The 12,993-nt window shown below is 70.3% G+C and carries 13 protein-coding genes and 1 tRNA gene; 7 read left to right on the top strand and 7 right to left on the bottom strand.

Going from position 1 to position 12,993, the window contains the following annotated elements; all coding sequences use genetic code 11:
- The first annotated feature begins 18 nt into the window (after positions 1 to 18).
- Positions 19 to 837 (top strand): nucleotidyltransferase domain-containing protein, encoded by an 819-nt coding sequence (locus ABZ453_RS15575; RefSeq protein ID WP_359015385.1) that lies wholly within the window; start codon positions 19 to 21, stop codon positions 835 to 837.
- A 17-nt stretch (positions 838 to 854) separates the two neighbouring features.
- On the opposite strand, the gene ABZ453_RS15570 is transcribed toward ABZ453_RS15575, so the two are convergent.
- The 4 genes from ABZ453_RS15570 to ABZ453_RS15555 all read right to left on the bottom strand — a co-directional run bounded on the left by ABZ453_RS15570 (position 855) and on the right by ABZ453_RS15555 (position 3,235).
- Positions 855 to 1,685 carry an MBL fold metallo-hydrolase gene (locus tag ABZ453_RS15570; protein WP_359015383.1) on the bottom strand — a complete coding sequence of 277 codons (831 nt, stop codon included), beginning with the start codon at positions 1,683 to 1,685 and terminating at the stop codon, positions 855 to 857.
- Positions 1,682 to 2,551 (bottom strand): NUDIX hydrolase, encoded by an 870-nt coding sequence (locus ABZ453_RS15565; RefSeq protein WP_359015381.1) that lies wholly within the window; start codon positions 2,549 to 2,551, stop codon positions 1,682 to 1,684. Before ABZ453_RS15565 ends, ABZ453_RS15570 begins: the two co-directional genes overlap by 4 nt.
- Positions 2,552 to 2,612: 61 nt before the next feature.
- The gene (locus ABZ453_RS15560) at positions 2,613 to 3,077 is read right to left on the bottom strand and encodes a RidA family protein (RefSeq protein WP_133044220.1); all 465 of its coding nucleotides are present in this window, start codon (positions 3,075 to 3,077) and stop codon (positions 2,613 to 2,615) included.
- Complete coding sequence (locus ABZ453_RS15555; protein ID WP_003991873.1) at positions 3,077 to 3,235, bottom strand: DUF4177 domain-containing protein; 159 nt, start codon at positions 3,233 to 3,235, stop codon at positions 3,077 to 3,079. Before ABZ453_RS15555 ends, ABZ453_RS15560 begins: the two co-directional genes overlap by 1 nt.
- A 72-nt stretch (positions 3,236 to 3,307) precedes the next feature.
- Here ABZ453_RS15555 and ABZ453_RS15550 point away from each other — a divergent pair, with 72 nt between their 5' ends.
- Together ABZ453_RS15550 and ABZ453_RS15545 are read left to right on the top strand one after the other, a co-directional pair.
- Positions 3,308 to 4,285: an ArsA-related P-loop ATPase gene (locus ABZ453_RS15550; RefSeq protein ID WP_359015378.1), complete on the top strand. Its 978-nt coding sequence runs from the start codon at positions 3,308 to 3,310 to the stop codon at positions 4,283 to 4,285.
- A gap of 240 nt (positions 4,286 to 4,525) precedes the next feature.
- Positions 4,526 to 5,914, top strand: coding sequence for an ArsA family ATPase (locus ABZ453_RS15545; RefSeq protein WP_359015377.1), 1,389 nt, complete (start codon positions 4,526 to 4,528; stop codon positions 5,912 to 5,914).
- Positions 5,915 to 5,928: 14 nt separating this feature from the next.
- Here ABZ453_RS15545 and wblA read toward each other — a convergent pair whose 3' ends face one another.
- Positions 5,929 to 6,267 (bottom strand): transcriptional regulator WblA, encoded by a 339-nt coding sequence (gene wblA, locus ABZ453_RS15540; protein ID WP_058924101.1) that lies wholly within the window; start codon positions 6,265 to 6,267, stop codon positions 5,929 to 5,931.
- Positions 6,268 to 6,675: 408 nt separating this feature from the next.
- Between wblA and ABZ453_RS15535 the strand changes: the two genes are divergently transcribed.
- Positions 6,676 to 8,934: a transglycosylase domain-containing protein gene (locus ABZ453_RS15535; RefSeq protein ID WP_359015375.1), complete on the top strand. Its 2,259-nt coding sequence runs from the start codon at positions 6,676 to 6,678 to the stop codon at positions 8,932 to 8,934.
- A 118-nt stretch (positions 8,935 to 9,052) separates the two neighbouring features.
- On the opposite strand, the gene ABZ453_RS15530 is transcribed toward ABZ453_RS15535, so the two are convergent.
- Complete coding sequence (locus ABZ453_RS15530) at positions 9,053 to 9,517, bottom strand: GatB/YqeY domain-containing protein (RefSeq protein ID WP_359015373.1); 465 nt, start codon at positions 9,515 to 9,517, stop codon at positions 9,053 to 9,055.
- A 143-nt stretch (positions 9,518 to 9,660) separates the two neighbouring features.
- Between ABZ453_RS15530 and ABZ453_RS15525 the strand changes: the two genes are divergently transcribed.
- The 3 genes from ABZ453_RS15525 (at position 9,661) to ABZ453_RS15515 (ending at position 11,625) form a co-directional block, all read left to right on the top strand.
- Positions 9,661 to 10,587, top strand: coding sequence for a metallophosphoesterase (locus tag ABZ453_RS15525; RefSeq protein WP_359015371.1), 927 nt, complete (start codon positions 9,661 to 9,663; stop codon positions 10,585 to 10,587).
- 137 nt (positions 10,588 to 10,724) lie between these two features.
- A complete protein-coding gene (locus ABZ453_RS15520; protein ID WP_359015369.1) occupies positions 10,725 to 11,510 on the top strand; it encodes a Pr6Pr family membrane protein in 786 nt (261 codons plus the stop codon).
- A gap of 41 nt (positions 11,511 to 11,551) precedes the next feature.
- Positions 11,552 to 11,625: transfer RNA gene (locus ABZ453_RS15515), tRNA-Pro, on the top strand.
- A gap of 279 nt (positions 11,626 to 11,904) precedes the next feature.
- Here ABZ453_RS15515 and ABZ453_RS15510 read toward each other — a convergent pair.
- The gene (locus ABZ453_RS15510) at positions 11,905 to 12,987 is read right to left on the bottom strand and encodes a substrate-binding domain-containing protein (RefSeq protein WP_359015367.1); all 1,083 of its coding nucleotides are present in this window, start codon (positions 12,985 to 12,987) and stop codon (positions 11,905 to 11,907) included.
- Between the last annotated feature and the right edge of the window lie 6 nt (positions 12,988 to 12,993).

The raw sequence follows: 12,993 nt of genomic DNA, 5'->3' as shown, positions 1-12,993 counted from the left end.
GGCTGATGTAGTGGAGCCATGTCCGACAACGTGCTCTCCAAGGGCCTCGATCCCCAGGGCTACATCGAGCGCGAGGGCTCCCTCGGGCGCGTTCCGCACGCCTTCCGCCCCGTCGTCGCCGCCGCTCGTGACCGGCTGCTGGACCTCTTCGGGGCGCGGCTGCACAGCGCGTACCTCTACGGGTCCCTTCCGCGAGGCACCGCGCGCGTGGGACGCAGCGACCTGGATCTCCTGGTCGCCCTGCGGGAGGAGCCGACCGACGCGGACCACGACGCCGTACGGGCGCTGGGCGAGGCGCTCGACAAGGAGTTCCCGCAGATCGACGGCGTCGGCACGCTGCTGTACGGCCGGGCGCGGCTGCTGAGCGCGGCGGAGACGTACGACCTGGGGTGGTTCGTGGCCTGTATGTGCACCCCGCTGCTCGGGGAGGATCTCGCCGAGTACCTGCCGCGCTACCGGCCCGACTCCCGGCTCGCCCGGGAGACCAACGGCGACCTCGCCGAGCTGCTGCCCCGCTGGCGGCGGCGGATCGCGGACGCCGACGACACGGATGCGGCCCGAAGGCCCCTCGTGCGGTTCATGTCACGCCATCTCGTGCGCACCGGGTTCACGCTCGTCATGCCCCGCTGGGGCGGCTGGACCAGCGAGCTGGCGGAGATGGCGGAGGCGTTCGCCGCGTACCACCCCGAGCGGGCCGAGCAGATGCGCGCGGCGGCGCTGCTCGGCCACGAGCCGACCGGGGATCCGGCCGTGCTGCGGTCGTACGTCGACGAGCTCGGACCGTGGCTCGCCGACGAGTACGCGCGCGTGCACGGGGTGAAGACGCCCCGGCCCTGAGGGCCTGTCTACAGGCCCTAGATCAGGCCGTGCTCCTCCAGGTAGTCCAGCTGGGCGCGCACCGACAGCTCCGCCGCCGGCCACAGGGAGCGGTCGACGTCGGCGTAGACGTGGGCGACGACCTCGGACGGGGTGCCGTAGCCGTCCTCGACGGCCGTCTCGACCTGGGCGAGGCGGTGGGCGCGGTGGGCGAGGTAGAACTCGACGGCGCCCTGCGCGTCCTCCAGGACGGGGCCGTGGCCCGGGAGGACCGTGTGGACGCCGTCGTCGACCGTCAGGGAGCGCAGCCGGCGCAGTGAGTCCAGGTAGTCACCGAGACGGCCGTCGGGGTGCGCCACGACCGTCGTACCGCGGCCCAGGACGGTGTCCCCTGTCAGGACCGCCTGATCGGCCGGGAGGTGGAAGCACAGCGAGTCCGAGGTGTGCCCGGGCGTCGGTACGACCCTGAGCTCCAGACCGCCGACGGTGACCGCGTCCCCCGCGCCCAGCCCCTCGTCGCCCAGCCGCAGCGCCGGGTCCAGGGCCCGTACCTTCGTGCCGGTGAGCTCGGCGAAGCGCGCGGCGCCCTCGGCGTGGTCCGGGTGGCCATGGGTCAGCAGGGTCAGCGCGACACGCCGGCCGGCCTTCTCGGCGGTGTCGGCGACCGCGCGCAGATGGCCCTCGTCCAGCGGACCGGGATCGACGACCACCGCGAGCTCGGAGTCCGGCTCGGCGAGGATCCAGGTGTTCGTGCCGTCCAGGGTCATCGGGGAGGCGTTGGGCGCCAGCACGTTCACGGCCCGGGCGGTGGCGGGCCCGGAGGAGACCCCGCCGCGGGGCCGGCCGGGGAGGGCTGCTGCGTCGGTCATGCGGGGGCTCCACCGGTCGGGATGTGCTTGGTGAACTCGTCGTGGCCCGGCCAGGACAGCACGATCTCGCCGTCCGCCAGCCGGGCCCGCGCCAGTACGGCGGTCATGTCACGGCCCGGGGCCGCCGCGAGCGCCTCGTCGGCCGTGGCGTACGGGGCCAGCTGGCGCAGGGTCGCGATGGTGGGCGGCATCATCAGCAGCTCGCCCTTGTCGTAGCCTTCGGCGGCCTCCTGAGGCCGGATCCACACCGTCCGGTCGGCCTCCGTGGAGGCGTTGCGGGTGCGCTGGCCGTGCGGCAGGGCGGCGACGAAGAACCAGGTGTCGTAGCGACGGGTCTCGAACTCGGGGGTGATCCAGCGCGTCCAGGCGCCCAGCAGGTCCGAGCGCAGGACAAGACCGCGGCGGTCCAGGAACTCGGCGAAGGAGAGGTCGCGGGCGACCAGGGCCGCGCGGTCGTCCTCCCAGTCCTCGCCCGTGGTGTCGCCGACCACCGAGTCCGCGGACGGCCCGGCGAGCAGGACGCCCGCCTCCTCGTACGTCTCCCGCACGGCCGCGCAGACGATCGCCTGCGCGGCCGCCTCGTCGACGCCGAGCCGGTCCGCCCACCACGCGCGCGTGGGGCCCGCCCAGCGGATCTGGCGCTCGTCGTCCCGGGGATCGACGCCACCGCCCGGATACGCGTACGCGCCTCCGGCGAAGGCCATGGAGGCGCGTCTGCGCAGCATGTGGACGGCGGGACCGCCGGCGGTGTCCTTCAGGAGCATGACGGTCGCCGCGCGCTTCGGGACGACCGGAGTTAGGGTGCCCTCGGCGAGCGCCCGGATGCGTTCCGGCCAGTCCTGCGGAAACCACTGCCCATTCGCCATGGGCGGAGGCTATCCCGTGGCGCGCGAATGTTCGAGAGGTCCCCCGAGGTCAGAGCGGCCGTTACGGCACGAGCTCGACCTGGATCTCGACCTCCACCGGCGCGTCCAGCGGCAGCACCGCCACGCCGACCGCGCTGCGCGCGTGCACGCCCTTGTCGCCGAGGACCTCGCCGAGGAGTTCGCTCGCGCCGTTGACCACACCGGGCTGGCCGGTGAAGTCCGCGGCCGAGGCGACGAAGCCGACGACCTTGACCACGCGCGCGATCCGGTCCAGGTCGCCGGTGACGGACTTGACCGCCGCCAGGGCGTTCAGGGCGCAGGTGCGGGCCAGGTCCTTGGCCTCCTCCGCCGTGACCTCCGCGCCGACCTTGCCCGTGACGGGCAGCTTGCCCTCGACCATCGGCAGCTGGCCGGCGGTGTAGACGTACACACCCGACTGGACGGCCGGCTGGTACGCGGCCAGCGGCGGGACGACCTCGGGAAGCGTCAGGCCCAGTTCGGCGAGCCTCTCCTCGACCGCGCCCATTACTGCTTCTCCCGCTTCAGGTAGGCCACCAGCTGCTCGGGGTTGTTGGGCCCCGGCACGACCTGGACGAGCTCCCAGCCGTCCTCGCCCCAGGTGTCCAGGATCTGCTTCGTGGCGTGGACGAGCAGCGGCACGGTTGCGTATTCCCACTTGGTCATGTGGCTGACTGTATCCGCTGTTATCCACAGGCCGCCGCGTAGGTCGCGGGCGTACTGGTTAGGCTCGAAGACGTGAGCAGGCTCCAGGTCGTCAGCGGCAAGGGCGGGACCGGAAAGACCACGGTCGCCGCCGCTCTCGCGTTGGCCCTCGCGACCGAGGGGAAGCGGACGCTTCTCGTCGAGGTCGAGGGGCGCCAGGGCATCGCGCAGCTCTTCGAGACGGAAGCGCTGCCCTATGAGGAGCGGAAGATCGCCGTCGCTCCCGGGGGCGGGGAGGTGTACGCCCTCGCCATCGATCCCGAACTGGCCCTTCTGGACTATCTCCAGATGTTCTACAAGCTCGGGGGTGCCGGCAGAGCGCTGAAGAAGCTCGGCGCGATCGACTTCGCCACCACCATCGCCCCGGGCCTCAGGGACGTGCTCCTGACCGGCAAGGCGTGCGAGGCGGTGCGGCGCAAGGAGAAGAGCGGGCGCTTCACCTACGACTACGTCGTCATGGACGCACCCCCCACCGGCCGCATCACCCGCTTCCTGAACGTCAACGACGAGGTGGCGGGCCTGGCGAAGATAGGGCCGATACACAATCAGGCGCAGGCCGTGATGCGGGTGCTGAAGTCGCCGGAGACGGCCGTGCACCTGGTGACGCTGCTGGAGGAGATGCCCGTCCAGGAGACCGCGGACGGGATCGCCGAACTGCGCGCCGCGAAGCTGCCGGTGGGCCGGATCATCGTCAACATGGTGCGCCCGGAGGTGTTGGACGGCCCGGACCTGGAACTCGTCCGCAGCGTGCCGCGTTCCTCCGTCGCGAAGGCGCTGTCGGCGGCGGGTCTCGGCGGCGCGCGGCGCGGCGGGAACGCCGAGAAGCTGGTCGACCCGCTGCTGCGGCAGGCGGAGGAGTACGCCGAGCGGTACGCGCTGGAGCACGAACAGCGCTCAGTCCTCACCGAACTGGGCCTGCCGCTGCACGAACTGCCGCTGCTCGCCGAGGGCATGGACCTGGCGGGCCTGTACGAGCTGGCCAGGGAGCTGCGGAAGCAGAACCTGTCATGACCGGCGGCACGAGTGGGAAGTGGGGGCCGTCATGAACCGGGCCACGAGTGGGAAGCGGGCCGGTCATGAACGGGGGGCCCAGGTCGGAAGCGGGGCCAGGTCGAAAGCGGGCCCAGGTCAGAAACAGGGCCCGTCATGAACCGCGGCACGTATCACAGGCAGCGCCCGTCATGAACCGGGGCACGTATCACAGGCAGCGCCCGTCATGAACCGGGGCACAAGTCGGAAGCAGGGGATGTCATGAGTCCGGATTCGGCAAGCGCCCAGGAGAGCGTCCGACCCCACCGCCTCTCCCCCGCGCGGGTGCTCGACGTCGACCCGCTGCTGGACGACCCGGCGACGCGGATCGTGGTGTGCTGCGGCTCGGGCGGGGTCGGCAAGACGACGACGGCGGCGGCACTCGGCCTCAGGGCCGCCGAGCGCGGACGCAAGGTGGTCGTGCTGACCATCGACCCGGCGCGCAGGCTCGCCCAGTCCATGGGCATCGACTCCCTGGACAACACGCCACGCCGCGTGAAGGGCGTCGAGGGCGACGGCGAACTGCACGCGATGATGCTCGACATGAAGCGCACCTTCGACGAGATCGTCGAGGCGCACGCGGACCCCGAGCGCGCGGCCACGATCCTGTCGAACCCCTTCTACCAGTCGCTGTCCGCGGGCTTCGCCGGCACGCAGGAGTACATGGCGATGGAGAAGCTGGGGCAGTTGCGGGCCCGGGACGAGTGGGACCTGATCGTCGTCGACACCCCGCCCTCCCGCTCGGCGCTGGACTTCCTGGACGCGCCCAAGCGGCTCGGGTCGTTCCTCGACGGCCGGCTGATCCGGCTGCTGACCGCGCCGGCCAAGCTGGGCGGACGGGCGGGGATGAAGTTCCTGAACGTCGGGATGTCGATGATGACCGGCACGCTGGGCAAACTGCTGGGCGGTCAGCTCCTCAAGGACGTCCAGACGTTCGTCGCGGCGATGGACACGACCTTCGGCGGGTTCCGCACCCGCGCCGACGCCACGTACAAGCTGCTGCAGGCGCCCGGGACGGCGTTCCTGGTGGTGGCGGCCCCGGAGCGCGACGCGCTGCGCGAGGCCGCGTACTTCGTGGAGCGGCTGGCGGCCGAGAACATGCCGCTGGCCGGACTGGTGCTCAACCGGGTCCACGGCAGCGGCGCCGACCGGCTGTCGGCCGAGCGCGCGCTCGGCGCCGCGGAAAATCTTGTGGAGCCCCGCATTGTCGATCAGGACGGCGGGAAAGCTGGACTTCGTAACTCTCCCGACACGTACGGCAGTTCAGAATCTCCCGCATCCGGGCCCGCCGCGTCCGGGGCGACCCGGCCCTCCGACCCTCCCGTGTCCAGGACCAACTCCCCCGGTCCGGATCAGGAGGACGAGGGCGCCGAGGGCACCCAGGGCGTCGAGCGGCTCACCGCGGGCCTGCTGAGGCTGCACGCCGAACGTATGCAACTGCTCTCCCGCGAGCAGCGCACGCGCGACCGTTTCACCGCGCTCCACCCCGAGGTGGCGGTGGCCGAAGTGGCCGCGCTGCCCGGCGATGTGCACGACCTCGCGGGCCTCAGGGACATCGGTGACCGGCTCGCGGCCAACCGGCCGGAGCTGCCCGAGACCGCCGTCGACTGAGCCGAGGGGTGCCCTCAGCTCACCGCCGCGTAGTTCTCGTACACCTCGTCGTCGTCGAGCGGCAGGATGCCCACGCCCCGCTCGTACTCCACACGTGCCGTCTCGAGCAGCCGGCGCCAGGAGGTCACGGTGGGCCGCCTGCGCAACAGCGCGCGGCGCTCCCGCTCCGTCATGCCTCCCCACACGCCGAACTCGACGCGGTTGTCCAGCGCGTCAGCCAGGCATTCGGTGCGTACCGGGCATCCGGTGCACACCGCCTTGGCCCTGTTCTGCGCTGCTCCCTGAACGAACAGTTCATCCGGATCGGTAGTGCGGCAGGCGGCCTGCGCACTCCAGTCGGTTACCCAGCCCATACCGGCGCCGTCCTCTCCCGAATCGAGGCTCCCCCACGGCGGCAGCGGCATATTCACCGCCGCCAGTTGAGGACGTTACGGAAGGCGGGCACACCGCAACACCCCCTTCGGGCCCAATCTTGAATGGCCCGAACGGACTATGGGTAAGCGGCAGATCACCCGGGGGAGTGAGCTGGTGACATACGTGACTTTCCCGGCAAAGCGGGACAGTTCCATGGAGTCACAACGGACACCGCCCGACACACAAGGCGGATTCGGACACGCCCCCACCAAAAAAGTCGGGGAACTTCCGGAACGATTCGGGGTCGCCGGACGTATTGATACGTGGCCCTACTGCTGTGACAGTTGAGAGCAGCTTAGGCCAAGGCATATACGCGTGTCCGGCGATTGAGAACGTAGGCTGCCCTCATGCCAAAGAAGCGCTCGGGCGGTGGCCTGTCCCCAACGCAGCAGGCCGCCAAGTTCCTCGGTGTCAGTGTGCTCGCGGGAGCCGTCATGGCCGGCATCGCGCTGCCCGCCGTGGGCGCGCTGGGCCTGGCCGCCAAGGGATCGGTGGAGAGCTTCGACGAGCTGCCGGCCAATCTGAAGACGCCTCCGCTCAGCCAGCGCACCACCATCCTCGACGCCGACGGCGGCCAGATCGCCACCGTGTACTCGCGCGACCGTACGGTCGTCCAGCTCAAGGACATCTCGCCGTACATGCAGAAGGCGATCGTCGCGATCGAGGACTCGCGCTTCTACCAGCACGGCGCGGTCGACCTGAAGGGCGTCCTGCGCGCCCTCAACAAGAACGTGCAGAGCAGCGGGGTCGCCCAGGGCGCCTCCACGCTCACCCAGCAGTACGTCAAGAACGTCTTCGTGGAGGAGGCCGGCGACGACCCCACCAAGGTCGCCGAGGCCACCCAGCAGACCATCGGCCGCAAGATCAAGGAACTGAAGTACGCGATCCAGGTGGAGGAGGAACTCGGCAAGAAGAGGATCCTCGAGAACTACCTGAACATCACGTTCTTCGGCGAGCAGGCCTACGGCGTCGAGGCAGCCTCCCAGCGCTACTTCTCCAAGCACGCCAAGGACCTCAACCTCCAGCAGGCCGCGCTGCTCGCGGGCATCGTCCAGTCGCCGACCCGGTACGACCCGGTCAACGACGCGACGGAGGCCACCCTGCGCCGCAACGTCGTGCTGCAGCGCATGGCCGACATGGGTGACGTCTCGCAGGCGGAGGCCAACGCGGCCAAGAAGACGCCGCTGGGCCTCGACCCCAGCAAGCCCAAGAACGGCTGCATCACGGCCGTCAAGGGCGCGGGCTTCTTCTGCGACTACGTGCGCGAGGTCTTCCTGACCAACCCGATGTTCGGCAAGACCCAGGAGGCCCGGGCCAAGGTCTGGAACCAGGGCGGTCTGACGATCCGCACGACGCTGGACCCGCAGTCCCAGAAATCCGTCCAGCGCTCCATCAAGGAGCACGTCTACAAGAGCGACCAGGTCGCCACCGCCGCGACCATCGTGGAGCCCGGCACCGGCAAGATCCTGGCGATGGGCCAGTCACGGCCGTACGGCATCAACATCAAGGACCACGAGACCTCGATCAACCTGTCCGTGGACAAGGACATGGGCGGCGGCGCGGGCTATCAGCCCGGTTCGACGTTCAAGCCGATCGTGGCCGCGGCCGCCATAGAGGGCGGTACGCCGGCGACGCAGGAGTACTCCTCGCCGTACGAGATGGACTACCCCGCCCCCGTCTCCGCCTGCGACGGCAGGACCTGGGACGAGAAGGGCGTCAAGCTCACCAACGAGAACCCCGACGAACACGGCCCGTACTCCATGAAGGAGGCGACCGCCAAGTCGGTCAACACCTACTACGTGCAGCTGATCAGCGACATCGGCATCTGCCCGGTGACGACGATGGCGCAGAAGATGGGCGTGGATCGGGCCGACGGCAGGAAGATCCAGCAGGCCCCGTCGATCGCGCTCGGCACGCAGGAGATGTCGCCGCTGACCATGGCGAACGCCTACGCCACCTTCGCCGCGCGCGGCATGTACTGCACGCCGGTCGCCATCGAGTCGATCGCCCAGACCGTGGGCACCCAGAAGAAGTCGCTGGAGGTGCCGAAGTCGACCTGCTCGCGCGCGATGTCGGAGAAGACCGCCGACACCGTGACGACGCTGCTGAAGGGCGTGGTCGAGGACGGCACCGGTAAGGCGGCGGGCCTCGACAGCCGCCCGAGCGCGGGCAAGACCGGTACCACGGACAACCGCTACGCGGCCTGGTTCGTCGGCTTCACCCCGAACATGGCGGGCGCGGTCTGGGTCGGCGACCCGGCCCACGAGCGCCAGATGAAGAACATCACCATCGGCGGCGTCTGGAACGAGAAGGTCTACGGCGGCCAGGTCCCCGGACCGATCTGGCGCGACATGATGGACGGCGCGCTGGACGGCAAGCCGGTGGAGCAGTTCCACCTCGTCTACATCCCCAATCCCGACAAGGGCAAGGACAAGGGAAACGGCGACGGGAAGAACGGCGGCAACGACAACGGCGGCCTGACCAACGGCGGCCAGGACTCGGGCGGCAACAACGGTGGCACCTTCCCGACGCCGACGTTCTCGTTCCCGGACAACCTCTTCCAGGGCCAGAGCAACGGCAACGGAAATGGCGGCCGCCGCGGCTGACGCCGTGGCCTGAGCACGCCGAGGCCCCTGACCGTCGTAACCGGATCTCTCCGGTATGTGACCGGACTTCTCCGGTACGACGATCAGGGGCCGTTTCCGTTGCGTGCCGCGGTTGCGGTCAGCCGGCGAGGAGGCGCTTCACCTCCGCGGCGACCCGGCCGCCCTCGGCCAGGCCCGCGACCTTCGGGTTGACGATCTTCATGACGGCGCCCATGGCACGCGGACCCTCGGCGCCGGCCGCCTTCGCCTCCTCGACGGCCTGGGCGACGATGGTGTTCAGCTCTTCGTCGCTGAGCTGCTTCGGCAGGTACGCGGCGAGGACCTCGCCCTCCGCCTTCTCCCGCTCGGCGGACTCGGCGCGGCCACCCTGCGCGAAGGCCTCGGCCGCCTCCCGGCGCTTCTTCGCCTCGCGGGTGATCACCTTCTGCACCTCGTCGTCGGAGAGCTCGCGCTTCTGCTTGCCCGCGACCTCCTCCTTGGTGATCGCGGCGAGCGTCAGCCGGAGCGTCGAGGAGCGGAGCTCGTCGTGCCCCCTGATCGCGGCCGTGAGGTCTTCCTGCAGCTTCGACTTGAGCGTGGTCATGGGTTTGATTGTGGCAGGTACCGACACCCCGACGCCCTTCCATTTGGACGGCCCGACGCCCTGTCACTTAAGGGGCGGTGAGGATCGTGCGGTCACGGACCGGGGTGGCTCGGGTGCCGTGCCGGGTCTGTCACGATGGAGGTATGCGCGCTCGATACGGAGTACCTCTGGGGATCGCGGCGGCAGGCGCCGCCGGTGTGGCCTACGCGGCGGGGTTCGAGGCCCGCTCCTTCCGCCTGCGAAGGGTGACGGTGCCCGTCCTGCCGTCCGGCATGCGCCCCCTGCGCGTCCTGCAGGTCTCCGACATCCACATGGTCGGCGGCCAGCGCAAGAAGCAGCGCTGGCTGCGCTCGCTGGCCGGCCTGCGCCCCGACTTCGTGATCAACACGGGTGACAACCTGTCCGACCCGGAGGCCGTGCCGGAGGTCCTGGACGCGCTGGGCCCGCTGATGGAGTTCCCCGGCGCCTATGTCTTCGGCTCCAACGACTACTACGGCCCCAGGCCCCGCAACCCCGCCCGCTATCTGCTGGAGAAGGTGCAGGGCCGGCACGGTCTGAACGGCAACCCGCCGGTCGTCGGCGCGATCCACAACCCGTGGGAGGATCTGCGGGACGGTTTCGACGCGGCGGGCTGGCTGAACCTCACCAACACGCGCGGTCAGCTGAAGATCGAGGGAGTCTCGGTCGAGCTGACGGGCCTGGACGACCCACACATCAAGCGCGACCGCTACGTCCAGGTGGCCGGCGGCCCCTCACCCTCGGCGGACTTCTCGATGGGCGTCGTCCACGCGCCGTACCTGCGCGTCCTGGACGCCTTCACGGCGGACTCGTACCCCTTGATCCTGGCCGGCCACACCCACGGCGGGCAGCTCTGCGTCCCCTTCTACGGCGCCCTGGTCACCAACTGCGACCTGGACGCGGACCGGGTGAAGGGCCTGTCCTCGCACCGGGCGGAGGGCCGTACGTCGTATCTGCACGTGTCGGCGGGCTGCGGCACGAACCGCTACACGCCGGTACGGTTCGCGTGCCCACCGGAGGTCACGCTGCTGACATTGGTGGGCCGGGAGTAGGCGGGGCCCTGCTTTCGGCCGGGCCGAAGGCAGGGCCGGGCCATAGACAGGGCCGGGCCGAAGGCGTCCGCCGTCGGCCGTACCCCATACGGCCCGTCCGGATAGCCCCTTTCGTCCCCCCTCCCTAGCTTGGGGGCATGACCGCCCCCATACCCAGGGACATCCCGGACCTCCCCGCGGTCCCGGGCGTGCCCGTGCTGATGCCCTCCGCCGTCCCCGCCACGGCGGTGGTGACCCCGGTCCGCCGCCCTCTCACCGCCGTGTACCGCCTGCTCGTGGCCCTGGTGGCGGTGGCGGCCGTCACCGTCGACCTGTTCCTCGGCAGCCCGATCCGGGTCCTGAGCCACTTCACGATCCAGAGCAGCCTGTTCCTGGCCGCCGTCCTCACCCTCTCGGCCCGCCGAGCCTGGACGGCCCGCCGCCCGGTGCCGTCCGCCGTCACGGGCGCGGCACTGCTGTACGTCGTGATCGCGGCCCTGGTCTACCACCTGCTCCTGACCCACGCCTCGCCCCCCTTCTCCCTGACGGGCGGTACAACGGCGCCAACGGGCCGGCAGTGGCTGACCAACCAGCTCCTCCACACGGCGGTCCCGGCGGCCGCGGTCCTGGACTGGCTGCTCCTCACATCCCCCGGCCGCCTGCACCTGCGCCAGGCGGCACCGTGGCTCCTCTACCCCCTGACCTACCTGGCCCTCTCCTTCATCCGAGGCGAACTGATCCTCCCCGGAACTCGGGGCCGCTACCTCTACCCCTTCTTGGACGTCGACCTGCACGGCTACAAGGGCGTCCTCGGCAACGCCCTCCTCCTGGGCCTCGCCTTCTACGTCCTCGCCGTCCTCCTCGTCGCCCTCGACCACGCCCGCCCGAACCCCGTCCGCCACCGCGCGAAAACCGGATTTCGTCTACAGCCACCGGTGGGCTAAAGTAAACGACGTCGCCGCGACGAGCAGGACTGCAGCGACATCGGGGTGTAGCGCAGCTTGGCAGCGCGCTTCGTTCGGGACGAAGAGGTCGTGGGTTCAAATCCCGCCACCCCGACAGCCGAAACACCAGGTCAGGGGCTTGATCCGCAGGGCGGGTCGGGTCCCTGAGTGGTTTTCGGGGGGCTGCTGGGAGAAATCTGGGAGAAGATCTTGGAATCCTGCTCACCAGACAGACCTCCTGACATGCACTGAGCCGAACCGGCAATAGAGCAGGAGCGCGGCGCCGCCAACCTGCACACACCCTGAGCCCGACGGCCAGTCGATCGTGGGTCCCAGGCCTGCATTCAGGACGAGCCCTCAAGGGAACAGCGGCCCGCCCGGAGCCGAGGGTCCTCTACCCGGTGAGACCAATGCGGGCGCAGGCCGTCCGGAGGCCGCCGCAGATCTGGTCGATCGTGTAGACGTGGTCCTTGACCAGGGTCTGCTCGATGTTGTCCTTCGTCACCGCGCGCGGGGTGAGCAGGACCGAGGGAATGTTCCGGGTGGTGGGACTGTCCGTGGTCGTCGGGGCGACGGTGCGCAGATCGTGGCCGCGGCCCAGCGCGACGGCCAGCTCGGCGGCCGCGGCCGCTTCCGTGCGGAACGGCTTGTAGACCGTCATGTACTGCTCGCCCTTGACGATACGGCGTACGGCGTCGAGGTCGGCGTCCTGGCCGGTGACCGGCGGGAGAGCCGTGACGCCGGCGCTCTTGAGTGCGGCGATGGCGCCCGCGGCCATGGCGTCGTTGGCCGAGAGGACGCCGTCGATCCCGTTCGGGCCGAGCTCGGCGATGGCGGCGGACATATGGGCGTGGGCGTTCTCCGTGCTCCATCCCTGGGTGTCGTAGGCCCTGCCGATGCGCACCCTGCCCGCGAGGACGGAGAGCGCGCCCTGGCGGTACCAGGCCGCGTTGGGGCTGGTCGGGTCTCCGTTGAGCATCACGATCTGCCGTGCCTTGGCAGTGCCCATGGCGTTGAGGAGCGCCTCGCCCTGGAGCCTGCCGACCTCGCCGCCGTCGAAGCTGACGAAGCCGGAGATCGGGCCTTCCGCGAGCCGGTCGTAGGCGACGACCGGTACGCCCGCGGCGCGGGCCTCGCGGATCGAGGAACGCACGGCCTTGGTGTCCGCGGCATCGAGGATCAGGACCTTGACCCCCTTGGTGATCATGGAGTCCATCTGTGCTCGCTGCCGGGCCACGTCGTCGTCGGCGTTGGCGTACTCCAGGGTGCAGTGCGGGCACAGCTCCTTCACCCGCTGCTCGATCAGTGGTTTGTCGGAGTGCTCCCAGCGGGGCAGCGACCGGCTCGGCAGCAGCAGGCCCACGGCGAAGCCGTTCGCGCCCGCCTTGCCATCGCCCTCGTCCCCGCAAGCCGCCTGGGACAGCGTCAGGAGTACGGCGAGGAGCACCGCGAGGAAATGGGCTCTGCGGAAGGTCACGGCTGG

Source organism: Streptomyces sp. NPDC005799 (assembly GCF_040630525.1).
Lineage (GTDB): Bacteria > Actinomycetota > Actinomycetes > Streptomycetales > Streptomycetaceae > Streptomyces > Streptomyces griseorubiginosus_B.
This window is presented reverse-complemented; position numbering and strand designations above follow the sequence as displayed.

Coding starts and splice junctions, on each gene's coding strand:
- ABZ453_RS15575 (WP_359015385.1), top strand. CDS start 19: ATGTCCGACAACGTGCTCTCCAAGGGCCTCGATCCCCAGGGCTACATC.
- ABZ453_RS15570 (WP_359015383.1), bottom strand. CDS start 1,685: ATGACCGACGCAGCAGCCCTCCCCGGCCGGCCCCGCGGCGGGGTCTCC.
- ABZ453_RS15565 (WP_359015381.1), bottom strand. CDS start 2,551: ATGGCGAATGGGCAGTGGTTTCCGCAGGACTGGCCGGAACGCATCCGG.
- ABZ453_RS15560 (WP_133044220.1), bottom strand. CDS start 3,077: ATGGGCGCGGTCGAGGAGAGGCTCGCCGAACTGGGCCTGACGCTTCCC.
- ABZ453_RS15555 (WP_003991873.1), bottom strand. CDS start 3,235: ATGACCAAGTGGGAATACGCAACCGTGCCGCTGCTCGTCCACGCCACG.
- ABZ453_RS15545 (WP_359015377.1), top strand. CDS start 4,526: ATGAGTCCGGATTCGGCAAGCGCCCAGGAGAGCGTCCGACCCCACCGC.
- wblA (WP_058924101.1), bottom strand. CDS start 6,267: ATGGGCTGGGTAACCGACTGGAGTGCGCAGGCCGCCTGCCGCACTACC.
- ABZ453_RS15535 (WP_359015375.1), top strand. CDS start 6,676: ATGCCAAAGAAGCGCTCGGGCGGTGGCCTGTCCCCAACGCAGCAGGCC.
- ABZ453_RS15530 (WP_359015373.1), bottom strand. CDS start 9,517: ATGACCACGCTCAAGTCGAAGCTGCAGGAAGACCTCACGGCCGCGATC.
- ABZ453_RS15525 (WP_359015371.1), top strand. CDS start 9,661: ATGCGCGCTCGATACGGAGTACCTCTGGGGATCGCGGCGGCAGGCGCC.
- ABZ453_RS15520 (WP_359015369.1), top strand. CDS start 10,725: ATGACCGCCCCCATACCCAGGGACATCCCGGACCTCCCCGCGGTCCCG.